Origin of the sequence: Streptomyces mesophilus (assembly GCF_011044995.1) — a bacterium.
GTDB classification, from domain to species: Bacteria; Actinomycetota; Actinomycetes; order Streptomycetales; family Streptomycetaceae; genus Streptomyces; species Streptomyces mesophilus.
Map to the genome: position 1 here is coordinate 1 of NZ_JAAKZW010000136.1, position 22,090 is coordinate 22,090.

The following is a 22,090-nucleotide window of genomic DNA, read 5'->3' on the forward strand; positions in this document are numbered from 1 at the left end:
CCTCGGGGCAGTGCACGGAGGGGGCATGACAGGCGGGGATTCCGGCGCCCTCGGACGGCACATCTGCACCCGCCCGAGCGGTGGGCGGCAGATCCTGCCGCCCACCGCTCCTGGAGTCAGTCGCCGACCAGATTGCTGATCTGATCCGGGCTCGCCATCGCACCGGACCACAGCCGCATCTCGGTGATCCTCGCGGGCAGGAAGTGCTTCCACTCGCCCCCGGCGAATGCCTTGCCGACGGCGAAGTCACCGCTGCCGGCCTCGGCCGCGAACGCCTTGGGGGCGTACTGCTCGGCGGAGCCGACGTAGAGGCCGATCGTTGCGTCGACGGAGTCGTGCACACCCGTCAGGCGTGCCGCGCCGTCCAGGCGTACGACCTGCTCGGATGTCACCGAGGAGAACGTGCCGTCCGTGTTGAGACGGCCGAAGCGCCACAGGCCGACAGGCACCTGGATCTCCTCCATCGTCTCCTCGTCCAGGACCGTCTCCTTGCCGACGTACTCGAACCACAGCCCCCATGCCGAACCGTCCGCGGAGCGCTGCCCCAAGATCTGTCCGATGAAGCCGACGTCCTTGGTCAGCAGTGCCTGCTCGTCGAGCTCCACCCGCGTGGTCACGGTGAAGGAACCGGTGTCGTCCACCAGCGGCCCGGCGGCCGTCGCGGCATCGTCCACGCCGTCCAGGACGATCCGGCCCTCGCCGACCGAGGCTCCGCCCTCCAGGGAGAGGGACTTGCCGTACCCGGAGGTGGTGTCCTCGATCGACGTGCCGTTCGCCCGGGCAGCGGAGAAGTCCGCCACCAGCTCCACGGCCGCATAGGTCGCGTTGACCATGGTGCGGGCCTCGTTCCGGACCTCCGCCGTCGTCAGAGCGCGCCCCCACACGACGGGCTCGTCGATCGAGCCCCGCAGATAGTCCGTGTACTCGCCGGCATGCAGGGCGCGCCCGAACTGCAGCGGACCGTTGGCGTCCCAGCCGGCTCCGACGGCGGTCGTGCCCGACAGCACACCGTTCACGTACAGGCTCACCTGCTGGGTCGACGCGTCGTGCACACCGGCCACATGGGTCCAGACACCGCGAGGTGACGGCCGGGGGGACGTCACCTCGTGGGTGGCGCGATCGTCCGAGACCACCCGCATGCTCCAACGGCCGTCGCCCGCCGCGTCGTACGACAGCGAGAACGGGCCGGACTTCTCGGCGGACCGGCTCCCGGTCGCGCTCTGGCTGAGTGCCGTCACCGTGCCGTCGGCCTCCGGATCGACGCGCACCCATGCGGCCACCGTGTACGAAGACCGCGTGCTCAGCACCGGGCCATCCGTCTGCGCGAAGCCCGAAGTCCCGTCCAGGGAAAGCCCCTTGTCGGTCACCGGCTCCTCGAGCGACCCTCCGGTGGCGTCGCGCGTGATCAGCCCGCGGCGGCCCCGGTCATCGCGTACGGCACCGCCGTGCAGGGTGGCGTCATCCTGGCCGTCGGCCCCTGCGGCATCCACCGCCACACCACTGCCCTCACCGAAGTGCCACCGCCCGACGGGGCCTTCACCGGCAGCAACCTGAAAGTGCAGGCTGCCCTCCACACCCCGGACGCCCCGGGAATCGACGGAGCTCACCCACACGGTGTAGCTCCCGCCGGTGGGCGGGACGAAGTCCACCGTGGCCGTCCGGCCGTCCGCCCTGGACCAGGCGTCCTGGCCCGACACCTTGTACGAGTAGCCGACGACATCGGCGTCCGCGGTGCCCGGACTGAAGGTGAAGGTGGCCTTCTGTCCCGGACCACCCCTGGCCACACAGTCGTTGGCCAGGCATGGCGTATAAGGGCTGCCCAGCTCGATCCGTGGAGGCTCCGCAGCGGCAACCGAACTGTCGGCGCGCTTGTCCATCTGAGTCGCCGCCAGCGCTGCCGGAGACTGGATCAGTGCGGTCGACAGCAAGGCCGCGCACGCGACGCCCGCCACGGCCGAAGCCCTTCGCCAGGACCCACTTCTTCGCTGTACGCGGGCATGACGATGCCCCAGGTTGAACTCCACAGTCCCCACCCCAGAGTTGTTGAACGCTCACAAGTGGCAAGAGTTAACGCCACGCCCGACCGGCCAGTCAACGGAAATGCGTCCCGCCCCGCTCCCGGTGGGAGCGATGCGCGAAGGGCCGTCACGTCTCCTCAGGCCTCACCGCCGTGGCCACCAGCGCCCACACCGTCTTCCCGTACCGCCCCCGCTGCCACACGCCCCAGGTCTCCGCCACCGAGTCCACCAGGCGTATTCCGCGGCCGTGTTCCGCGAACGGGCCGTCCTGGGTGCGCAGGACCGGTTCTGCGGGGGACTCGTCCGAGACCTCGATCAGGCAGGAGCCGTCGGCGAGGACCGTCACCGCGACCTCGAACTCGCGCTCGAGGACCGGGCCGTGGCGCACCACGTTGGTGGCGAGTTCCGAGACGAGCAGGATCGTGTCGGCCACCGCGCCGTCCTCGCCGCTGTGCCCCCAGGCGGCCAGATGGTCGCGGACCCGGAGCCGGGCGAGGCCCACGGACGCCGGGTGCCGGGGCAACCGGAACGCATGGCGCCGTAACACTTCCTCCACCTCCGGCCACCCTGCACGCACGGGATCCGCACAAGATGCTGCGCTGTGCGGGGTGGAGTTGTCACTGGTCAGCCGTGGTGACGGCCCCTTTTGGCCATCAGGCCTATGCCAGCGGACACGGGCAGAGCGGGACGAGCGGCCCAAGTCACCCGTTCAACTCGTATGGTTCCGGCCAAGTGACGCGCAACGACGCCCGGCTTCCTGGCCGAAAACCGCCCGCGCGTTCAGGCCCGCTTCGAGGCCAGCGTGACCACCGTGATGTCCGACGGCGCCCCCACCCGCACCGGCGGCCCCCAGGCCCCGGCACCGCGCGTGACGTACAACTGCGTGTCGCCGTAGCTCTCCAGACCGGCGAGCGTGGGGTTGGCGAGATCGGCGATCAGGTTGCCGGGCCACATCTGGCCACCGTGCGTATGGCCGGAAAGCTGGAGGTCGACGCCGTGTTCGACGGCGTCATGGATGACCACCGGCTGATGCGCGAGCAGCACCGAGGCCCGCGAGCGGTCGCGGTCGCCGAGCGCCTTCAGGAAGTCCGGGCCCTGGCCCTCGCTCTCGCCGGCCACGTCGTTGACGCCCGCGAGATCGAAGCCGTCGATCTCGACGCGGGCGTTCTCCAGCGGGTGCAGACCGAGTTCGCGTACGTGGTCGACCCACTGCTGCGCGCCGGAGAAGTACTCGTGATTGCCGGTGACGAAGAACGAGCCGTGGCGCGAGCGCAGTTGGGCAAGCGGCTCCGCGGCCGGGCCGAGATCCTCCACGCTGCCGTCGACGAGATCGCCCACGACGGCGACCAGATCGGCCTGCGTGGAGTTGATGGTGTCGACGATGCGCTGGGTGTGGGCGCGGCCGAGCACCGGCCCGAGGTGGATGTCGCTGACGACGGCGATACGGAAGCCGTGCGCGCCGCGCGGCAGCCTGGCCAGCGGCACGGTGAGGTGCTTGAGCTTGGGCCCGCGCAGCACGCCGTACGTCCCGTACCCGACGGTCGCCACCGCGGCGGTCGCCGCGGCTCCGCCGATGATGCGGGAGACGAAGAGACGGCGGGAAGGGGCCGCGAGCGCCGGCTTCTCCAGCTCGGGCGCACGGTCCGCGACCGGAGCTGCCGCCTCACCGCCACTGCCCGAACCGCCGCCCTCTCCCCCGACACCCACTGCTTCCCGTACGACCGAGGTCTCCACCTCGGGCACCGGCACGGGCTCAACCGCCGCATCCCGCTTCCGCAGCCACCGCAGAAGCAGCGGCCGGACCGCCTCGCCCACCAGAAGCGACAGCGTCAGATAGAGGAACAGCGCCATCCACAGATACCCGGGCCAGGCGAACACCTGCTGCACCCCGAACGGGAGCCCCGCCCGCGCTCCCGCGAACGCCGCGACCATCAGGACCAGCGCCGTGACGAGCGCCGCCGTCCCCGCCTTGCGGGCCGTGGATCCGGCCGTGGTCGTGTCGCGCACCAAGCGGCGCCACAGGTAGTAGTGCAGCCCGAGGAGGGCGGAAAAGGCGGCGAGACCCGCCAGCACGAAGAGGACGATCACCGCTGCTGCTCCCTGTCGATTCCCCGCTGCGCGCCGCTATGACGTGCGGCGCAATGCGCGCACACCACGGAACCCGATGACCCCTACGACCGTCCCCAAGGCAAAGGACACCACGGCGAGCAGCAGATGGACCCAGAAGTATCCGGTCGGGTCACCCGCGTCGTCGAACGCGAGACCGCTTCCGTCCTTGACCAGGTTCTTGACGAAAGTGACCCAGATGATCCACGACCACACCCCGAAGGCGAGCAGGAACCAGGAGACCGGGCGGCTGAGCTTCATACGCCCAGTATCGCCGTCCTCCGTTCGGGACCGGTCACGGGGTATCCCCCACACGAAGTGCTCGGGGAGGGGTGGTCCGAGTGATACCGGCCAGACACAGGGGGCCTCGGTACGCGCTCGTACAGCTACGCCCTGTACGTTCACGACCGTGCCTGCCATGAAGAAGACCGTACTAACGGTCGTATGCGCCAGCTTGATGACCATGTCTGCTCTCTCACCGGCCGTCGCGGACGACAAGCCCGGCAAGAAGGACGACAAGGCCAAGCCGCCCGCCGACATGTCCACGGTCGGCGGCGCCCAGCTCGGCAAGGCGGGCACCCAGGTCAATCTCGGTCCCGGCGCACCGGTGCTGCCCAAGGATCTGACGGGGCGTTCGTGGATCGTCGCGGACGCCGAATCCGGCCAGGTCCTCGCCTCGCACAACCCGCACTGGCGGCTGCCGCCCGCGTCCACGCTGAAGATGCTCTTCGCGGACACGGTGCTGCCGAAGCTCCCCAAGGACCAGGTCTACAAGGTCAAGGACGCCGACCTCGCGGACGTCGGCGCGGGCTCCAGCCTGGTCGGCGTCAAGGAGGACCACACCTACTCGGTGCACGACCTGTGGCTCGGGGTGTTCCTCAGGTCGGGCAATGACGCGGTGCATGTCCTGTCGTCGATGTACGGCGGCGTCGACAAGGCCGTCGCCGACATGCAGACCCACGCCGAGGAACTGCAGGCCCTCGACACGAACGTGGTCAGCCCGGACGGTTACGACGCCGAGGGCCAGGTGTCCTCCGCGTACGACCTGACGCTGTTCGCCCGCTCCGGGCTGCAGAAGGCCGACTTCCGCGAGTACGCGGCGACGGCGACCGCGGACTTCCCCGGCGAGCGCAAGGGCAAGAAGCGCGAGAGCTTCGAGATCCAGAACACCAACCGCCTGATGACCGGCGACTACGGCCTCAACCCGTACAAGGGCATCGCGGGCGTCAAGAACGGCAACACCACGCACGCCGGCGCCACCTTCACCGGTGTCGCGGAGCGCGGCGACAAGGTGCTGCTCGTGACGGTGATGAACCCCGACTCCGACGAGCAGAACGCCGTCTACCAGGAGACCGCCCGGCTCTTCGACTGGGGCTTCAAGGCCGCGGACAAGGTGACCCCGGTCGGTGAACTGGTCCGGCCGCGCAGCGCGGAGGGCTCCGGCAACAAGGGTGCCGCGGCCCCCGAGAAGGGCAAGGCGGAGGGCTCGCTGTCGAGCACCGGGACCGCCGCCGCCGATGAGGGCTCCAGCGGCGTCGGGATCGCGCTCGCCGTCACCGGCGGTGTGCTCGCGCTGATCGGTGCGGGTGTGTTCGTGGTCAACCGCCGCTGGCCGCTGCCTGACCTGGTGCGGCGGCTTCCCCGCCGCTGAGCGGCGTCGACTCGGGTGCCTTCTTGCTCTGCGTCGCGGTCCACGCGGCGCAGAGCAGGAGCAGCTTCGCGGTGAAGTTGATCCACAGGAGCAGCGCGACCGGGACGCCGAAGGCCCCGTACATGGACTTGGCGGCCACGCCCTTCATATAGCCGCCGATCAGCAGCTTGAGCAGCTCGAAGCCGATCGCTCCGATCAGCGCGGCGACGAAGAGCCGGCGCCGGGGCGGCTGCACCCCGGGCAGCAGCGTCAGGACGTACAGCAGGATCAGGAAGTCCGCGAGCACCGCGAACCCGAACACCACCACAAGCAGCAGCCAGCCGATCCAGCTCTGGTCCTCCAGGCCCACCGCCCGCGTCAGCCAGACCGCGGCGGTGGAGCCGACGGCGGAGGCGGCGAGCGAGAGCAGACCGGTCAGACCGAGGCCGGCCAGGATGCCGGCGTCCTTGAGCTTGGCCATGACGGGGTTGACGTCCTCGTCCTCCTTGCCCCAGACCGCGCGCAGACAGTCCCTTATCGAGCCGACCCAGCTCACGCCGGTGACCAGGAGCAGGACGCCCGCGATCACACCGACCGTGCCCGCGTTGGAGACCAGCTCGCCGATGTCCAACTGTTCGGAGATCCCGGGGATCTGATCGCTGATCTTGTCCTGGAACTCCTGCTGCTGCTCCGTGGAGAGGGTCGCGGCGGCGACCGCGGCGAGGAGGGTGAGCAGCGGGAACAGCGCGAGGAAGCTGTTGAAGGTCATCGCGCCCGCGAGCCGCGCCCAGTGCGCCCGGTCGAGCGTCTCGTACGAGCGGTAGGCGTGGGTCGTCATCAGGCGCTCCACGAGCGGTCCGACGACGGGCAGTTTCTTCAGCCAGTCCATGTCCTCAGGCCACCTTCTGCGTACGGAACACCAGGGTGCGGGTACCCCAAAAGCGCAGGACAGTCGCCAGGGCCATGCCCACACCCGCTCCGGAAACGGTGTCGGCGCGCTGGGACGTGAGGCCGAGCCCGTAGTGGGAGACCGCCAGGCAGAGCAGCTGGACCAGGGCGCCCGCGATGTTGACCGCGAAGAAGATCGTGTACTGCCGCAGCCGGGAGACACCGGGGGTGCGGCGGCGGTACGTGCCGAGCGCATTGCCCGCGTACGCCACCGAGCAACCGGCCACGAACGAGAGCGCCTTGGCGGTCAGCGGGTCCCAGCCCATCGGTCCGCGCAGCCAGATGAACAGGCCGAGGTCGGCGGCGTACGCGCAGATCCCGGCGGCGGCGAAGCCGAGCAGTTCGGGGCCCATGGCGCGCAGCCGGGTGCGCAGTTCCGGCCCTTTGGTGCGCGGCCGGGGTGGCGCCGAGGTGCTCACAGGTCGGCCACCGCGAGCCCGTACATCCCCACCCAGACCAGCGCGATGAGCGCGAGGGGCTTGTCGCGCAGGACCACGTCCTCGGGGGCGCCGGCGGTGCCGCGGTCTGCGAACACGGCGTAGCGCAGGATGGCGAGGATGAACGCGACCATCGACAGCTGACGCCAGGGCAGCAGCCCGGTGCCGCCTTCCTCCATGGCCCACAGGCAGTACGCGAGGACGGCGACGCCGGCCGCGAGCTGCCAGACGAAGCGCAGATAGCCGGTGGTGTACTCGGTCAGCAGGGCGCGGGTGGCGCCCAGTTCGCCGTCGGCGTCCGCCATCCGCACGGACTCCGAGTAGCGCTTGGCCGAGACCATGAACAGCGCGCCGAAGCCCGTGGTGATCAGGAACCAGCGCGAGAGCGGGATGTCGAGCGCGACACCGCCGATCATCGCGCGCATCAGGAAGCCCGTGGTGACGACGACGAGGTCGACCACGAGGACGTGCTTCAGGCTGATGCAGTACGCGAGTTGCATGCCGACGTAGCCGGTGAGCAGCGCCGAGGTCATCGGGGTGCACAAGAAGGCCGCGGCGGCGGGCGCGAGGACCGCGAGGAGCCCGCCGACCGCGTACGCGACCGGGACCGGGACCTGTCCGGCGGCCACCGGGCGGCGGCACTTGTCGGGGTGGGCGCGGTCGGCCTCGGCGTCGCGGGCGTCGTTGATCAGGTAGACGGCGGACGCGGCGGCGGTGAACAGGCAGAAGACCAGGACCAGTTGGACGGCCGTCTGGCGGGTGAAGAGCTCACCCGCGGCGGCGGGGGCCGCGACGACCAGGACGTTCTTGACCCACTGGCGGGGCCGGGCGGTCTTGAGGAGGCCGAGCGGCAGGCTGATGGGGCCGGGGCGGCGCGGGGGTGCTGAGCGCTGCTGCTGTTCCAGGAGGGTCACTGGCCGGCTCCTTGCGTGAGGGCGGCGGCCGCGCCGGCGCCTTGCGTACGTACGGCCGCGCCGGCGCCTTGCATCCACGACGTGCCGAGGCGCGCGGTGAGCGCGCCGAGTGCGGCGCCGGCGGCCACATCGCTCGGGTAGTGCACGCCGACGACCATCCGCGAGACGCACATCGCGGCGGCCAGCGGCGGTACGAGCCGGGCGCCTGCCGGGCGCAGTGCGCCGTAGGCGACGGCCGCGGCGGCGGCCGAGGTGGCGTGCGAGCTGGGGAAGGAGTGCCGGCCCGCGGTGCGCACCAGGGGCTCGGCATCCGGACGCGGCCTGCGCACCAGGCGCTTGATACCCATGCTGGCCAGGTGCGCGCCCGCGGTCAGAGCGGTGCCGCGCAGCCAGGCGCCGCGCCGCTCCTTGTCGAGCGCGGCGCCCGCGAGGCCGGCGGCCAGCCACAGCGCGCCGTGCTCACCCGCGAAGGACAGGGTGCGGGCGGCGGCCGCGATGTGCGGGTGCTCTCCGGTGCCGCGCAGGGCTGCTAGGAGCCGCTGGTCGTACTCGTGCATGGGGCCTCTTCGTCGCTGAGGGTTTCCGGCCGCCGATCCACCCGAGCGGCCGTATGCCGCAATCGACTCTTCATGCCAACGAGCCAGTAATTACGGCAATGTTGGGCGACACCCCCTGAATCACCCGTTTCGGTGAGGGGTGCGACAGGTTTGGCAAACCAGGCCGCACCGGGCGATAGCGTCGAGGCCATGTCTGCCGACACCGTCTCCGTCACGGGTTGGGGCCGCACCGCCCCGACCACCGCCCGCCTGGTCCGCCCCCGCTCCTACGAGGAGGTGGCGGACGCCGTCCGTGCGTGCGGCGCTCGCGGGGGCATCGCACGAGGGCTCGGCCGGGCGTACGGCGACGCGGCGCAGAACGCAGGCGGTTCGGTGCTCGACATGACCTCCCTCGACCGGATCCGCGCGATCGACGCCGAAGCGGGCGTGGTGGTGTGCGACGCCGGCGTGAGCCTGCACCGCCTGATGGAAGTGCTGCTGCCGCTCGGCTGGTTCGTGCCGGTGACGCCCGGGACGCGGTACGTGACGGTGGGCGGCGCGATCGGCGCCGACATCCACGGCAAGAACCACCACGTCTCGGGCTCGTTCTCCCGCCATGTCGCCGCGCTCGATCTGCTCACGGCCGACGGCACAGTGCATACCGTCAAGCGCGGCGAGCCGCTCTTCGACGCCACCGCCGGGGGCATGGGCCTGACCGGGGTGATCCTCTCCGCGACCGTCGAACTGCTCCCCGTACAGACCTCGTTGATGTCCGTGGACACCGAACGCGCCACCGACCTCGACGACTTGATGGCGCGCCTGACCGCGACCGACCACCGCTACCGCTACTCGGTCGCCTGGATCGACCTGCTCGCGCGCGGCGCCGCGATGGGCCGCTCGGTGCTCACCCGCGGCGACCACGCGCCGCTGGACGCGCTGCCCGTACGGGCCCGTCGCGCGCCGCTGACGTTCCGGCCGGGGCAGCTGCCCGCCGCGCCCGCGTTCGTGCCCGAAGGGCTGCTCGGCAAGGCGACCGTGGGGCTGTTCAACGAGCTCTGGTACCGCAAGGCGCCCCGCGCCCGGCGCGGTGAACTGCAGAAGATCTCCACGTTCTTCCACCCGCTGGACGGCGTACCGCACTGGAACCGGATCTACGGCCGCAGCGGCTTCGTGCAGTACCAATTCGTCCTCGGATACGGCAAGGAGGAGGCGCTGCGCCGGATCGTCGGCCGGATCTCGCAGCGCGGCTGCCCGTCGTTCCTCGCCGTGCTCAAGCGCTTCGGCGACGGCGATCCCGGCTGGCTGTCCTTCCCGATGCCCGGCTGGACGCTCGCCCTGGACATCCCGGCCACCATGCCCGGCCTCGGCTCCTTCCTCGACGAGCTCGACGAGGAGGTCGCGGCGGCCGACGGACGGATCTACCTCGCGAAGGACTCACGGCTGCGGCCCGAGCTGCTCGGCGCGATGTATCCGCGGCTCGGCCAGTTCCGTGCGCTGCGCGAAGAGCTCGATCCGCGTGGGGTGTTCACGTCGGATCTGTCCCGGCGGCTGTCGCTGTGACGTTCCGGCCGCTGTTCCCTTTGCCCTGCGTCACCCCCGTACCCCTGGAGTTTCGATGAAGGACGCGTTCGGCACCCCCCAGTCCCTGCTGATCCTGGGCGGCACCTCCGAGATCGCGCTGGCCACCGCACGCCGCCTGGTCGCGCGCCGCACCCGCACGGTGTGGCTGGCCGGCCGGCCCTCGCCCGCCCTGGAGGCGGCGGCCGAGCAGCTGCGGGACCTGGGCGCCGACGCCCGTACCGTCGCCTTCGACGCCCTGGACTCCGAGTCGCACGAGGAGACGCTCGGGAAGGTCTTCACCGAGGGCGACATCGACATGGTGCTGCTCGCGTTCGGTGTGCTCGGCGACCAGGAGCGCGACGAGGACGAGCCGCTGTCGGCGGTCCGGGTCGCGCAGACCAACTACACGGGCGCGGTCTCATCGGGCCTCGTCTGCGCGAACGCCCTCAAGCGCCAGGGCCACGGCTCCTTGGTCGTGCTGTCCTCGGTGGCCGGCGAGCGCGCGCGGCGGGCCAACTTCATCTACGGGTCCTCCAAGGCCGGGCTCGACGCCTTCGCCCAGGGCCTCGGGGACGCGCTGCACGGCAGCGGGGTGCACGTCATGGTCGTACGGCCCGGCTTCGTCCGCTCGAAGATGACGGCGGGCATGAAGGAGGCACCGCTGGCCACGACGCCGGAGGCGGTGGCCGAGGCGATCGAGGCGGGGCTGCGACGGCGCGCGGAGACGGTATGGGTGCCCGGGGCGCTGCGCCTGGTGATGTCGGCGCTGCGGCACGTGCCGCGGCCGGTGTTCCGGAAGCTGCCTGTCTGACCGGAAGCTGCCCGTCTGACCGGAAGGCATCTGACTGGCCGGAAGCCGCCTGTCTGATACGGGAGTTGGGCCGGGTCCCCACGGGGCCCGGCCCTTACTGCTGCCCGCCGCGCGTCAGGCGTACGACGACGGGTGCGCCGAACGGGTCGCCGGACTGGTTGACCTGGACGTGTCCCGCGCCCAGCCACTCGTCCGTACCGGGGACGCGGTGGATCTCCTCCAGCCACAGGGACTGGTTCGAGTTCTTGCGGGCGCCGGTGTCCACGGGCAGGCGATGGCGCTTGATCTTGACGCAGTCGCCCGCTTCGGTCAGATACCAGTTCCCGTCCAGGAACAGGCCCTTGTCGTCCTGTTCCAGCGGGGTGCGCAGCTCGCACTGCCCGGGAGCGGGCCGCTGGTCCACCCACTTGGTGCCGTCCCGGCGCCAGCGGATGTACCCCTCGGCGGGCTCGTTCTCCACCTCGCCGTGGTTGTAGGTGTTCGTTCCGTACGCGCGGACCTCGCCGTCGTCCATGGCGAACACCTGGCCGAGACTCGCGCTCGCTTCCGGCGGGAGGGGCTCGTCGAAGCGGACCACGGGTGTCTCGACGGCCTTCCAGGACGTGCCGTCCCAGTGCATCGCGGCGGGCTGCCCGTAGGTGCCGTAGTCGAGTTCGGTGCCGGGGCCGGTGGCGCGGCGGCCGACCGCCCAGACGTCGTCGGGACCGGCGATCGTGAGATCGGCCGCGGTGTACGGCAGCCGGTAGGTGTTCCAGCGGGTGCCGTCCCAGTGCAGGGCGCTCTCCTCGCCCGACAGGGCCCAGATGTCGTCCGTGGCGGCGGCCTCCAGTGAGTCGACACCGACCGGCGGCGGCACCGCGACCTCGGTCCAGCTCGTGCCGTCCCAGGCGGCCCAGCCCTCCCCCGCGTGCGGGGGTTCCTGGCCCGGCGGGATGTGCGAGGGCGGCGGGCCCTGGGGGCGCAGCCAGATGCGGGCGTCGCCGATCTCCTCCAGCTTCGGCGGGCTGGAGGACTCCCCGAGTGCCTCGGGCACGGGCTCGCGCTTCCACTCTTTGCCGTCGAAGTGCAGCAGATGGACGGGGTCGTCCAGCGTCCTCTGGTCGGTGGCGACGGCCCAGATGTCGTTCTCGGCGAGTGCGGCGACATCGGAGATCTCACCGCTGAAGTCGGTGACGATGTGCTCGAAGTCCCAGGTGAGGGCGGTCTTCCCGGAGGACTCGGAGGCGCTCGGCGTCTTGGCCGGTGACCTGGCGTCGTCCGCGCCCGAGCTGCAGGCCGTGACGGTGATGACGGTGAGAAGTCCGGCCAGCACGGCCGCCGCCATCGGTGTCCCGGCCGTCGGTGTCCCGGCCCTCAGTGCCCCCGACATCCGTATCCGGCGGCCCATGATCCCCCCGTGGTGCACGCCCTCAGCGGGCAGGCAGCGTATCCCTGTCCGCGGGCGCCCCTGCCTGCGGAGGAACGGAGGGGCCGGCGAAGGGGAACTCGCGCAGCTTGCGCCAGACCCCGTCCTCGCCCTGCTCGTACAGCGCGAATCCGGTGCAGGACCACGCGGCCTCGTACGAGGAAAGCTCCTCGAAGGCGCGGTCCATCGCCTCCTCCGCGATGCCGTGCGCGACGGTCACATGCGGGTGGTACGGGAACTGCAGCTCGCGTGCGACCGGGCCCGAGGCGTCGCGGACCTGCTTCTGCAGCCAGGTGCAGGCCTCGGCGCCCTCGACGACCTTGACGAAGACGACGGGCGACAGGGGGCGGAACGTTCCGGTGCCGCAAAGCCGCATCGGGAAGGGCCGCCCGCCGGACGCGACCTCGGCCAGATGCGCCTCGATCGCGGGCAGCGCCTCGGCGGCCACCTCGGTGGGCGGCAGCAGCGTGACATGCGTGGGGATACCGTGCGCCGCGGGGTCGCCGAAGCCCGCGCGCCGCTCCTGGAGCAGGCTGCCATGGGGCTCCGGGACCGCGATCGAAACGCCGAGCGTTACGGTCCCCACGTCGTGCTCCTTCTCCGGTCCTTCATCGCCCTGCAGTGATGGATGCTGCAGGAGCTTGCCAGTGTGTCGCGCGCACCGGCCTTCTGGCCAGGGTCCTTGGTCCGTCCCTGGCCAGGGCGGTGTCGCGGCGGTGGGTCAGTGCTTGGCGGGCAGGAACCCGATCCGCTCGTACGTGGTGGCGAGGGTCTCCGCGGCGACCGCACGGGCCTTCTCCGCGCCCTTGGCGAGGATCGAGTCCAGGGTCTCCGGGTCGTCCAGATACTCCTGCGTACGGGTACGGAACGGGGTCACGAACTCGGCCATGACCTCGGCCAGATCCGTCTTCAGCGCACCGTAGCCCTTGCCGGCGTACTTCTGCTCAAGTTCCGGGATACCAGTACCGGTGAGGGTGGAGTAGATGGTGAGCAGGTTGCTGACACCGGGCTTGGCCTCGGCGTCGAAGCGGATCTCGGTGTCCGTGTCGGTGACCGCGCTCTTGACCTTCTTGACGGTCACCTTCGGTTCGTCGAGCAGATTGACCAGGCCCTTGGGGTTGGCCGTGGACTTGCTCATCTTGGCCGTCGGGTCCTGAAGATCGAAGATCTTCGCCGTCTCCTTGATGATGTGCGGCTTCGGCACCGTGAACGTCTGCCCGTAGCGGCCGTTGAAACGCTCGGCCAGGTCGCGGGTCAGCTCGATGTGCTGGCGCTGGTCCTCGCCGACCGGCACCTCGTTGGCCTGGTAGAGGAGGATGTCCGCGACCTGAAGGATCGGATACGTGAAGAGGCCGACCGTGGCGCGGTCGGAGCCCTGCTTCGCCGACTTGTCCTTGAACTGGGTCATACGGGAGGCCTCGCCGAATCCGGTGAGGCAGTTCATGACCCAGCCGAGCTGCGCGTGCTCGGGCACATGGCTCTGCACGAACAGGGTGCAGCGCTCGGGGTCCAGACCGGCCGCGAGCAGCTGGGCCGCGGCGAGCCGGGTGTTGGCGCGCAGCTCCTTCGGGTCCTGCGGCACGGTGATCGCGTGCAGGTCGACGACCATGTAGAAGGCGTCGTGGGACTCCTGCAGCGCAACCCACTGGCGCACGGCGCCCAGGTAGTTGCCGAGGTGGAACGAGCCTGCGGTGGGCTGGATTCCGGAGAGCACGCGGGGTCGGTCTGTGGCCATGCCCATCATTCTCTCAGGTGCGCGAAACAGGTCTGCTACGGACTGGAACCGATCCCGCGCCTGCGGTGTATCAAAGGTGTGAGAACGCGGGAGGGGGGCCGCATCGTCGTCGACGAGGGCTCGGTGATCGCCCGGGTGCGCGCCGGCGAGGCGGAGGCGTACGCGGAGCTGGTGCGTGCCCACACACCGGTGGCGCTGCGCGCCGCGGTGGCCTTCGGCGCGGGCGCGGACGCGGAGGACGTGGTGCAGGCGGCCTTCTTCAAGGCCTATCAGTCCCTGGGCCGCTTCCGGGACGACTCCTCGTTCAAGCCCTGGCTGCTCCAGATCGTGGTGAATGAGACGAGGAACACAGTGCGCTCGGCCGGCCGCCTCAGAGCCCTCGCCGGCCGGGAGGCGGCGCTGCGCGAGGCCGAGCCGTTGATACCGGAGTCGGCCGACCCGGCCTTCGCGGCGCTCGCACAGGAGCAGCGGAGCGCGCTGCATGCCGCCCTCGGCCGGCTGAACCGTGATCAGCGCGCGGTCGTCACCTGCCGCTATCTCCTGGAGATGGACGAGGCGGAGACGGCCGGGACGCTGGGCTGGCCGCGCGGCACGGTGAAGTCACGGCTGAACCGTGCGCTGAAGAAACTGGGGAGGCTGCTGCCTGCGGACAGTGTGTTCGCGGTGGAGTCGGAAGGGTTGGCGGAAGGGCTGCCGGGAGGGCTGTCGGACGGACTGTCGGACGGACTGGAGGGAGGTGAGAAGAGTGAGTGAGGACCGGGTGGGCCGGGAGGACGGACGACGCGGGGAAGAGTCGGAGGGCGGGCGACGACGGGAGGACTCGCAGACCGGGCGACGGCGGGAGGATCCGGAGGCCAGGCGGCGGCGGGAGGATCCGGAGGCCAGGCGGCGGCGGGTCGAGGAGGAACTGCGGCTGCTGAGGAGCCGGATGGCCGTGCCCGATGTCGACGGCCGGACCATGGCCGAGCGCGTCCTGGCGCAGCTGGTCGCCGAGCATGTGCCGACCCCCGTCGCCCAGCCGCCCACCCGCCGTGAGCGGCTGCGCGGCTGGTTCCGGCTGCGGCGTGCCCGGATCGCGGCGGCGCTGTGCGGGCTGCTGGTCGTCGCGGTGCTCACCCCTCCTGTGCGTGCGGCCGTCGCGGACTGGTTCAACTTCGGCGGGGTCGCCGTGCGCCACGACCCCTCGGCCTCCCCTCCCCCGCCCTCGCCGGTACCGGGCTGCGCGCAGGCGCTCACGGTGGACGAGGCTGCCCGGCAGGCGGGGTTCGAGCCCTTGGTGCCGAGCGAGTTGAGCGGACGGCCCGCCGCTTCCGTCTCCGCGGACCGCAGGGTGATCTCGCTGTGCTGGCGCTCGGCGGACGGCGCGGTGATACGGCTCGACCAACTGCGGGCGACGATCGACCCGGTCTTCTGGAAGACGACCCGCGTGCCGTACGAACCGGTGACGGTGCGGGGTGCGGGCGAGGGGATGTGGTTCCCCGAACCGCACAGGCTGCGGATCGACCTCGTCGACGAGCGGGGCACGTCGTACTCGACGACCGTCCGCACGGCCGGGCCGACCCTGCTGTGGGAGAGGACGGGCAGCGCCACCGGCCTGACCCTTCGGCTCGAAGGCATCGATCAGCAGGACCGGGCGATGGAGGTCGCGGCCTCCTCGCGCTGACCTGTGCGCCGCGGCACGCAGGCACGTCGAACTCGGGGCTCGGCGAACTGGGCGCCGAAAAGGGGAACCTGCGGGCCACGGGCGGTGTACCAGAAGTGAATCGGCGCGGAGCGGCCGCGCCAGGGACCTCTGGGGGAACGGATGCGTGGCGTACGGAAGTTGGCGACCCTGCTCGGCACGTTGGTGGCGGGGCTCGCGCTGGTACTGCTGGGGGCGCCCGGTGCTTCGGCGGGCGGGCCGACGAGTGTGCTGCTCTCGTCGCCGACGGCCGCGAAGGCGACGGGGCTCTACGGCTCGGACGAGGCGTACAGGCAGCTGGAGCAGTTGCTCGAGGTCAGCAGGAACATCACCGGTGAAAGGGCGCCGTCCATGGATGAGTTCACGGACGGAAAGATGGTCAATGTGACCTGGATGATCCATGACACGACTCCCTGGCGGGTGGACCAGGTTCACCTGATACCTCCCAAGGGCGGCAAGGCTGACGTCAAGGTCTGGATCCACAGCGTGGTCGACCACGACGGCACCCCCGGCATGGACATCGCCGAGGGCGACTGGCACCTGTCCCGGCAGCCCGGCGAACTGAAGGCGTTCCTGGCCGAGCTGGGGCTGCTCGATGCCTCCTCCGCAGGGGATGCTCCGATCCCCGTCACACCCGAGCCCGGTGCGGACGAGACCGCGGGGGTGGACCAGGCCGCCGGTGCCGACGCCTCCGACGCGGCGGGCACGCGGGACGTGCCCGCCGCTGCCGGGGCGGCGGTGGGTACCGGCTGGTGGTGGGTGTTCCCCGGGATCGCCGCGGGGGCCGCCCTGGCTCTGGGGATACGGCCGATAGCCCGGCAACTGCCCACGTGGCCCGGGAAGTTGCGGGACGCGCGGGCGGCGGCGCGGGAGACACGGGCGGCCGCGCGGGAGGAAGGTCGGCGTGGGGAGCTGATCGACCGGTGAGGTGAGGGCGCCCCGCAACGCCACGCGCTCCGACGGTGAGGTGAGAGCTCCGGGCCGCCACGCGCTCCGACGGGGTGGGGCGCGCGGCGGTTCCGGGTCGGGTCGGGTTGGGTTGGGTCAGGTCAGGTCGATGCCCGGGTAGAGCGGGAAGGGGGTCAGGAGGTCCGAGGCGCGGTGCGCGATCTCGTCCGAGATCTTCGCGTCCAGGACGTGCTTCGCCTTCGAGGGCGCGCCCGACTTGGTCGTGGCCGACCTGGTGGCCTTGAGCGCGGTGTCGATCAGGCCCGCGATCTCGTCCATCTCGGCCGCGCCCAGACCACGCGTGGTCAGAGCGGGGGTGCCGATACGGATGCCGGAGGTGTACCAGGCGCCGTTCGGATCGGCGGGGATGGCGTTGCGGTTGGTGACCACACCGGAGTCGAGGAGGGCGTTCTCCGCCTGGCGGCCGGTCAGGCCGTAGGAGGAGGCGACATCGATCAGGTTGAGGTGGTTGTCGGTGCCGCCCGTCACCAGCGTGGCACCACGGCGCATCAACCCCTCGGCCAGCGCACGGGAGTTGTCGACCACACGCTGCGCGTAGTCACGGAAGGAAGGCTGACGCGCCTCGGCCAGCGCGACCGCCTTGGCCGCCATCACATGCGGAAGGGGACCACCGAGGACCATCGGGCAGCCCCGGTCGACCTGGTCCTTGAGCGAGTCGTCGCACAGCACCATGCCGCCGCGCGGACCGCGCAGCGACTTGTGCGTGGTGGTCGTGACGATCTGCGCGTGCGGCACCGGGTCGAAGTCACCGGTGAGGACCTTGCCGGCGACGAGACCGGCGAAGTGCGCCATGTCGACCATGAGCGTGGCACCGACCTCGTCGGCGATCTCGCGCATGATGCGGAAGTTCACGAGACGGGGGTAGGCGGAGTAACCGGCCACGATGATCAGGGGCTTGAAGTCACGGGCCGTCTTGCGCAGCGCCTCGTAGTCGACGAGACCGGTCGCGGGGTCGGTGCCGTACGAGCGCTGATCGAACATTTTTCCGCTGATGTTGGGGCGGAAGCCGTGCGTGAGATGGCCGCCGGCGTCCAGGGACATGCCGAGCATGCGCTGGTTGCCGAAGGCCTGGCGCAGTTCGGCCCATTCGGCGTCGGAGAGGTCGTTGACCTGGCGGGCGCCGAAGCGCTCCAGGGCGGGGGCCTCCACGCGGTCGGCGAGCACGGACCAGAAGGCGACGAGGTTGGCGTCGATCCCGGAGTGGGGCTGGGCGTAGGCGTGCTGGGCGCCGAAGAGTTCACGGGCGTGCTCGGCGGCGAGGGACTCGACGGTGTCGACGTTGCGGCAGCCGGCGTAGAAGCGGCGGCCGATGGTGCCCTCGGCGTACTTGTCGCTGAACCAGTTGCCCATGGCGAGCAGCGTGGCCGGGGACGCGTAGTTCTCGGAGGCGATCAGCTTGAGCATCTCGCGCTGGTCGGTGAGCTCCTGGCCGATGGCGTCGGCGACGCGGGGCTCGACGCCGCGGATCACTTCGAGGGCGCTGTTGAAGGCGGTGGAGGCGACAGAAGGGTCGGTCATGGTGGTGGACCTCCGGACGAAGACGATGCGTACAGGTTCGTCGTACTCGGTTCGGCCCAGGCGCACGGCACACAGTTCACGGGCCGCTCCCCGATGGTTGATCCCATCTCAGCGCGCCAGTCACGGCCCACCTGTCACCTTACCGGCAGGTGTCCGGGCGAGGTTTCTGCGTCCGGCATGCGAGCGACGATAGGAACGTGGGCAACACCCAGCCCCGGCAGCACGATGAACGGAGACCCCGTGGCGATGACGGAAACCCGTACGGACGCATTGATCTCTTCCGCCGACGCGCACAGTGCGCACAACTACCATCCGCTGCCCGTCGTGGTCGCCACGGCCGAGGGTGCGTGGATGACGGATGTGGAGGGCCGGCGCTATCTGGACATGCTGGCCGGCTACTCGGCGCTGAACTTCGGCCATGGCAACCGCCGACTGATCGACGCGGCCAAGGCGCAGCTGGAGCGGGTGACGCTGACCTCGCGGGCGTTCCATCACGACCGGTTCGCCGAGTTCTGTACGCGCCTGGCCGCGCTGTGCGGCATGGAGATGGTGCTGCCGATGAACACGGGTGCGGAGGCCGTCGAGACCGCCGTGAAGACCGCCCGCAAGTGGGGGTACAAGGTCAAGGGCGTGCCGGACGGCCGGGCGAGGATCGTGGTCGCGTCCGACAACTTCCACGGCCGGACGACGACCATCGTCAGCTTCTCCACGGACCCCGAGGCGCGGGCGGACTTCGGTCCGTACACGCCGGGCTTCGAGATCGTTCCGTACGGGGATCTCGAAGCGCTGGGCCGGGCGGTCACCGACGAGACGGTGGCCGTGCTGCTCGAACCGATCCAGGGCGAGGCCGGTGTGCTCGTGCCGCCGCCGGGCTATCTGGCGGGGGTCCGGGAGCTGACGCGCGAGCGGAACGTGCTGTTCATCGCCGACGAGATCCAGTCGGGACTCGGGCGCACGGGGAAGACCTTCGCGTGTGAGCACGAGGAGGTCGTGCCGGACATGTACATCCTCGGCAAGGCGCTCGGCGGCGGGGTCGTGCCGGTGTCGGCGGTGGTGTCCTCGGCCGAGGTGCTGGGGGTGTTCCGGCCGGGTGAGCACGGGTCGACCTTCGGCGGGAATCCCCTCGCGTGCGCGGTCGCGCTCGAGGTGATCGCGATGCTGGAGACCGGTGAATACCAGCAGAAGGCCACGGAGTTGGGCGACCACCTCCACCGGGAGTTGGGGCTGCTCGTCGGTGGCGGGGCCGTGCGCGAGGTGCGCGGGCGCGGTCTGTGGGCCGGTGTGGACATCGATCCCTCGTACGGGACGGGCCGGGAGATCTCGGAGAAGCTGATGGACCGTGGCGTCCTGGTCAAGGACACGCATGGTTCGACGATCCGGATCGCGCCGCCGCTGGTGATCAGCAAGGAGGACCTGGACTGGGGGCTCGACCAGCTGCGGGCCGTGCTCGCGTAGCCAGTCCCGCTCGTCAGTCCCGCTAGTCGGTCCAGCTGGTCGGTCCAGCTGGTCAGTCCGGCTGGTCAGTCCGGCTGGTCGGTCCTGCCCACTCGGTCAGAGGATCACGTGCGGCAGGAAGCGGGCGTATTCGTCCGTGACCAGGCCGGACGATTCGCGGATGCCGAGCCCCGCTGCCTCGTTCTCGACCACCCACGCTCCGAGCACCACGTGGTTGCCGTCGAAGGCGGGCAGCGGGGCCAACTCCTGGTAGCAGCACGGCTCGTCGCGCGGGGCCGAAGGCGCGTCCGCCGTGTGGATCGTGACGCCCGCGCCTTCGCGGCCGAGCAGCGGTTTGGCCACGTAGGCGGGCAGGTCGCGCGGGCCGTCGAGGTAGGCGGGCAGCAGGTTCGGGTGACCGGGGTAGAGCTCCCAGAGGACGGCGAGCAGGGCCTTGTTGGACAGGAGCATCTTCCAGACCGGTTCGATCCAGAGGGTGCTGCCGGTGCCGCCGCCGTTGTCGAGCGTGTCCAGGACGTGGCCCCCGAAGCGGTCCGTGGTCAGCCACTCCCACGGATAGAGCTTGAAGCAGGCGCGGATGAAGCCGAGCCGGTTGTCCACGAAGCGGCCGGACAGGCGGTCCCAGCCGATGTCCTCGACCGGGATGGAGACGGCTTTCAGGCCTGCCTGTTCGGCGGTCTCCTGGAGGTACGCGACGGTCATCAGGTCCTCGCCGAGTTCGTCGGCGGTGGAGTGCGCGAAGTGCACGGGGCTGCCCGGCGGCAGCAGACGCGCCTGCCCCCGCCAGGCGTCGACGAGGCGTTCGTGCAGGGAGTTCCACTGGTCGGCGCCGGGGAAGCGCTCCTCCATCCAGAACCACTGCGGGCTCGCGGCCTCGACCAGGGAGGTCGGGGTGTCCGCGTTGTATTCGAGGAGTTTGGCGGGGCCCGTGCCGTCGTAGCGCAGGTCGAACCGGCCGTAGAGGGAAGGGAGTTCGGCGCGGCGGCGCCAGGCCTCGCGGATCCGCTCGACCAGGTGCGGATCGGTGATGCCGAGGTCGGCGAACCGGTCCTGCTCGACGATGTGCGCGGCGGCCTCGAGGCACATGCCGTGCAATTCCCCGACGACCTCTTCGAGCGCCTCGACCTCGGGCAGGCCGAAGACGTAGTACGCGCTCTCGTCCCAGTACGGGCGCAGGGAGCCGTCGGGGTAGCGGGTGAGCGGGTAGATCAGCCCCTGCTCCTCGACGGTCTGCTGCCAGCCGGGACGGGGTTCTATGGTGCGGCGTTCCACGAGGGTCAGCCGCCGCCGGAGCCGGAGTCCGAGCAGCCGAAGCCGCCGCGGTCGACCGCTTCGGAGCGGCTGAACGTGCCGTGGTCGGCGCGGCCCCGCTCGACGTCCGCGTCGTAGTACCAGGCGCCGTCGACCTTGCCGCCGCTGCCCGTACCGGACTTGCGCTTGCCCTTGGACGAGGAGGAGCTGCCGCAGTACTTGGAGTCGACGACCTTGTAGCCGGTGGCGTAGTCGTAGGCGTCGCGGTCCACGCAGCGCTTGTCCGGGTCGCTGCCGCACGCGGACAGCGCGGTGGCCAGTACGCCCATACCGCCGAGGATCACCGTGCTCGACCGCATCCGCCGCGGCTTGCCCTCGGTTCCCATGACTTCCACTCCCCCTGGTCGACAGTCGACGCGGCAGGCAGCTTAACCAGACCCGCGGGGCGCCTGGGAGGCCCCCTGATTCCTGTGGGGCCCCTAGAGTCGTTTCGTGCTTATTGGGATGATTTGCGCCCTCGTCTCCGCGGTCTGCTTCGGCACCGCCTCCGTACTGCAGGCCGTCGCCACCCGGGCCATCGCGCCCGGCACGGGTTCCGGCGTGGATCCGGGGCTGCTGATGCGCGTACTGAAGCAGTGGCGGTATCTGGCGGGGCTCGCGCTCGACGGGCTCGGCTTCCTGCTGCAGATCGTGGCGCTGCGGCACATTCCGATCTACGCGGTGGGGGCGGCGCTGGCCGCCAGCCTCGCCGTGACCGCACTCATCGCCACGCGCCTGCTGCACATCCGGCTCAACAGGGCGGAGTGGACGGCGATCGGCGTGGTGTGCGCCGGGCTTGCGATGGTCGGGCTCGCGGCGGGTGCGGAGGGCTCGAAGTCCGGTTCGGACGCGCTGAAGTGGGCGCTGCTCGGGGCCGCGCTCGCCATCCTGCTTCTGGGTGCGCTGGGCGGGCGGCTGCCGGACAAGGCCCGTCCCCTGGTGCTCGGACTCGGGGCGGGGCTCGGGTTCGGGGTGGTGCAGGTGGCGGTGCGGCTGATCGACGAGGTCGGCCTCGAGGAACTGCTCACCAATCCGGCGACGTATGCGCTGCTGATCGGCGGGGGCGGGGCGTTCCTG

21 protein-coding genes, 1 pseudogene and 1 riboswitch are annotated in these 22,090 nt (G+C 70.8%); of the genes and pseudogenes, 8 read left to right on the top strand and 14 right to left on the bottom strand.

The window, feature by feature from the left end; all coding sequences use genetic code 11:
- Window positions 1–116: 116 nt before the first annotated feature.
- The 4 genes from G6045_RS26440 to G6045_RS41620 all read right to left on the bottom strand — a co-directional run bounded on the left by G6045_RS26440 (window position 117) and on the right by G6045_RS41620 (window position 4,385).
- Entirely contained in the window at window positions 117–1,952 is a 1,836-nt protein-coding gene (locus G6045_RS26440) for a LamG domain-containing protein (RefSeq protein ID WP_328707901.1), read from the bottom strand.
- A 193-nt stretch (window positions 1,953–2,145) separates the two neighbouring features.
- Window positions 2,146–2,565 (bottom strand): ATP-binding protein, encoded by a 420-nt coding sequence (locus tag G6045_RS26445; protein WP_165334627.1) that lies wholly within the window; start codon window positions 2,563–2,565, stop codon window positions 2,146–2,148.
- A gap of 233 nt (window positions 2,566–2,798) precedes the next feature.
- The gene (locus G6045_RS26450) at window positions 2,799–4,106 is read right to left on the bottom strand and encodes a metallophosphoesterase (RefSeq protein ID WP_165334610.1); all 1,308 of its coding nucleotides are present in this window, start codon (window positions 4,104–4,106) and stop codon (window positions 2,799–2,801) included.
- A 36-nt stretch (window positions 4,107–4,142) separates the two neighbouring features.
- Complete coding sequence (locus G6045_RS41620; RefSeq protein ID WP_233415610.1) at window positions 4,143–4,385, bottom strand: SCO4848 family membrane protein; 243 nt, start codon at window positions 4,383–4,385, stop codon at window positions 4,143–4,145.
- Between the two features lie 148 nt (window positions 4,386–4,533).
- Here G6045_RS41620 and G6045_RS26455 point away from each other — a divergent pair, with 148 nt between their 5' ends.
- Window positions 4,534–5,775: a D-alanyl-D-alanine carboxypeptidase family protein gene (locus G6045_RS26455; protein WP_328707902.1), complete on the top strand. Its 1,242-nt coding sequence runs from the start codon at window positions 4,534–4,536 to the stop codon at window positions 5,773–5,775.
- Here G6045_RS26455 and G6045_RS26460 read toward each other — a convergent pair.
- The 4 genes and pseudogenes from G6045_RS26460 to G6045_RS26475 form a co-directional block, all read right to left on the bottom strand.
- A complete protein-coding gene (locus G6045_RS26460) occupies window positions 5,723–6,643 on the bottom strand; it encodes a YihY/virulence factor BrkB family protein (RefSeq protein WP_165334612.1) in 921 nt (306 codons plus the stop codon). The genes G6045_RS26455 and G6045_RS26460 overlap by 53 nt on opposite strands.
- Window positions 6,631–7,055 (bottom strand): annotated as a pseudogene (locus G6045_RS26465) (GtrA family protein). The gene G6045_RS26460 and the pseudogene G6045_RS26465 overlap by 13 nt, the downstream one beginning before the upstream one ends.
- A gap of 62 nt (window positions 7,056–7,117) precedes the next feature.
- Entirely contained in the window at window positions 7,118–8,053 is a 936-nt protein-coding gene (locus G6045_RS26470) for a decaprenyl-phosphate phosphoribosyltransferase (protein ID WP_165334613.1), read from the bottom strand.
- Window positions 8,050–8,610, bottom strand: a complete 561-nt coding sequence (locus G6045_RS26475; RefSeq protein ID WP_165334614.1) for a phosphatase PAP2 family protein — start codon at window positions 8,608–8,610, stop codon at window positions 8,050–8,052. The genes G6045_RS26470 and G6045_RS26475 overlap by 4 nt, the downstream gene beginning before the upstream one ends.
- Before the next feature lie 189 nt (window positions 8,611–8,799).
- On the opposite strand from G6045_RS26475, the gene G6045_RS26480 reads away from it, so the two are divergent.
- Together G6045_RS26480 and G6045_RS26485 are read left to right on the top strand one after the other, a co-directional pair.
- Window positions 8,800–10,149: an FAD-binding oxidoreductase gene (locus G6045_RS26480; RefSeq protein ID WP_165334615.1), complete on the top strand. Its 1,350-nt coding sequence runs from the start codon at window positions 8,800–8,802 to the stop codon at window positions 10,147–10,149.
- Window positions 10,150–10,204: 55 nt separating this feature from the next.
- Window positions 10,205–10,960, top strand: a complete 756-nt coding sequence (locus tag G6045_RS26485; protein WP_165334616.1) for a decaprenylphospho-beta-D-erythro-pentofuranosid-2-ulose 2-reductase — start codon at window positions 10,205–10,207, stop codon at window positions 10,958–10,960.
- Between the two features lie 94 nt (window positions 10,961–11,054).
- Here the strand turns inward: G6045_RS26485 and G6045_RS26490 are convergent, their stop codons facing one another.
- From G6045_RS26490 to trpS, 3 genes are all read right to left on the bottom strand, one after another.
- Entirely contained in the window at window positions 11,055–12,347 is a 1,293-nt protein-coding gene (locus G6045_RS26490) for a hypothetical protein (RefSeq protein ID WP_165334617.1), read from the bottom strand.
- Window positions 12,348–12,369: 22 nt separating this feature from the next.
- Window positions 12,370–12,951, bottom strand: coding sequence for a 2'-5' RNA ligase family protein (locus tag G6045_RS26495; RefSeq protein ID WP_165334618.1), 582 nt, complete (start codon window positions 12,949–12,951; stop codon window positions 12,370–12,372).
- A gap of 135 nt (window positions 12,952–13,086) precedes the next feature.
- Window positions 13,087–14,100, bottom strand: a complete 1,014-nt coding sequence (trpS, locus tag G6045_RS26500; RefSeq protein ID WP_165334619.1) for a tryptophan--tRNA ligase — start codon at window positions 14,098–14,100, stop codon at window positions 13,087–13,089.
- Between the two features lie 78 nt (window positions 14,101–14,178).
- Between trpS and G6045_RS26505 the strand changes: the two genes are divergently transcribed.
- The 3 genes from G6045_RS26505 (at window position 14,179) to G6045_RS26515 (ending at window position 16,708) form a co-directional block, all read left to right on the top strand.
- The gene (locus G6045_RS26505) at window positions 14,179–14,853 is read left to right on the top strand and encodes an RNA polymerase sigma factor (protein ID WP_165334620.1); all 675 of its coding nucleotides are present in this window, start codon (window positions 14,179–14,181) and stop codon (window positions 14,851–14,853) included.
- Window positions 14,846–15,763, top strand: coding sequence for a hypothetical protein (locus G6045_RS26510; protein WP_328707903.1), 918 nt, complete (start codon window positions 14,846–14,848; stop codon window positions 15,761–15,763). Before G6045_RS26505 ends, G6045_RS26510 begins: the two co-directional genes overlap by 8 nt.
- Window positions 15,764–15,904: 141 nt before the next feature.
- Window positions 15,905–16,708, top strand: a complete 804-nt coding sequence (locus G6045_RS26515) for a hypothetical protein (protein ID WP_165334621.1) — start codon at window positions 15,905–15,907, stop codon at window positions 16,706–16,708.
- A gap of 117 nt (window positions 16,709–16,825) precedes the next feature.
- On the opposite strand, the gene G6045_RS26520 is transcribed toward G6045_RS26515, so the two are convergent.
- Entirely contained in the window at window positions 16,826–18,268 is a 1,443-nt protein-coding gene (locus G6045_RS26520; RefSeq protein WP_165334622.1) for a glycine hydroxymethyltransferase, read from the bottom strand.
- 47 nt (window positions 18,269–18,315) lie between these two features.
- Window positions 18,316–18,402: riboswitch (ZMP/ZTP riboswitch) on the bottom strand.
- Between the two features lie 112 nt (window positions 18,403–18,514).
- Between G6045_RS26520 and rocD the strand changes: the two genes are divergently transcribed.
- Complete coding sequence (gene rocD, locus G6045_RS26525) at window positions 18,515–19,723, top strand: ornithine--oxo-acid transaminase (protein WP_206344205.1); 1,209 nt, start codon at window positions 18,515–18,517, stop codon at window positions 19,721–19,723.
- A gap of 96 nt (window positions 19,724–19,819) precedes the next feature.
- Here the strand turns inward: rocD and G6045_RS26530 are convergent, their stop codons facing one another.
- Together G6045_RS26530 and G6045_RS26535 are read right to left on the bottom strand one after the other, a co-directional pair.
- Window positions 19,820–20,995 carry a glutathionylspermidine synthase family protein gene (locus tag G6045_RS26530; protein ID WP_165334624.1) on the bottom strand — a complete coding sequence of 392 codons (1,176 nt, stop codon included), beginning with the start codon at window positions 20,993–20,995 and terminating at the stop codon, window positions 19,820–19,822.
- A gap of 5 nt (window positions 20,996–21,000) precedes the next feature.
- A complete protein-coding gene (locus G6045_RS26535) occupies window positions 21,001–21,360 on the bottom strand; it encodes a hypothetical protein (RefSeq protein WP_165334625.1) in 360 nt (119 codons plus the stop codon).
- Between the two features lie 118 nt (window positions 21,361–21,478).
- Here G6045_RS26535 and G6045_RS26540 point away from each other — a divergent pair.
- On the top strand, window positions 21,479–22,090 hold a 612-nt coding region (locus G6045_RS26540), incomplete at its 3' end, for a hypothetical protein (RefSeq protein ID WP_165334630.1).

Excerpts from the sequence above, each read along its gene's own strand:
- G6045_RS41620 (WP_233415610.1), bottom strand. The coding sequence starts at position 4,385 with ATGAAGCTCAGCCGCCCGGTCTCCTGGTTCCTGCTCGCCTTCGGGGTG.
- G6045_RS26460 (WP_165334612.1), bottom strand. The coding sequence starts at position 6,643 with ATGGACTGGCTGAAGAAACTGCCCGTCGTCGGACCGCTCGTGGAGCGC.
- G6045_RS26475 (WP_165334614.1), bottom strand. The coding sequence starts at position 8,610 with ATGCACGAGTACGACCAGCGGCTCCTAGCAGCCCTGCGCGGCACCGGA.
- G6045_RS26480 (WP_165334615.1), top strand. The coding sequence starts at position 8,800 with ATGTCTGCCGACACCGTCTCCGTCACGGGTTGGGGCCGCACCGCCCCG.
- G6045_RS26485 (WP_165334616.1), top strand. The coding sequence starts at position 10,205 with ATGAAGGACGCGTTCGGCACCCCCCAGTCCCTGCTGATCCTGGGCGGC.
- G6045_RS26490 (WP_165334617.1), bottom strand. The coding sequence starts at position 12,347 with ATGGGCCGCCGGATACGGATGTCGGGGGCACTGAGGGCCGGGACACCG.
- trpS (WP_165334619.1), bottom strand. The coding sequence starts at position 14,100 with ATGGCCACAGACCGACCCCGCGTGCTCTCCGGAATCCAGCCCACCGCA.
- G6045_RS26515 (WP_165334621.1), top strand. The coding sequence starts at position 15,905 with ATGCGTGGCGTACGGAAGTTGGCGACCCTGCTCGGCACGTTGGTGGCG.
- G6045_RS26520 (WP_165334622.1), bottom strand. The coding sequence starts at position 18,268 with ATGACCGACCCTTCTGTCGCCTCCACCGCCTTCAACAGCGCCCTCGAA.
- rocD (WP_206344205.1), top strand. The coding sequence starts at position 18,515 with ATGACGGAAACCCGTACGGACGCATTGATCTCTTCCGCCGACGCGCAC.
- G6045_RS26535 (WP_165334625.1), bottom strand. The coding sequence starts at position 21,360 with ATGGGAACCGAGGGCAAGCCGCGGCGGATGCGGTCGAGCACGGTGATC.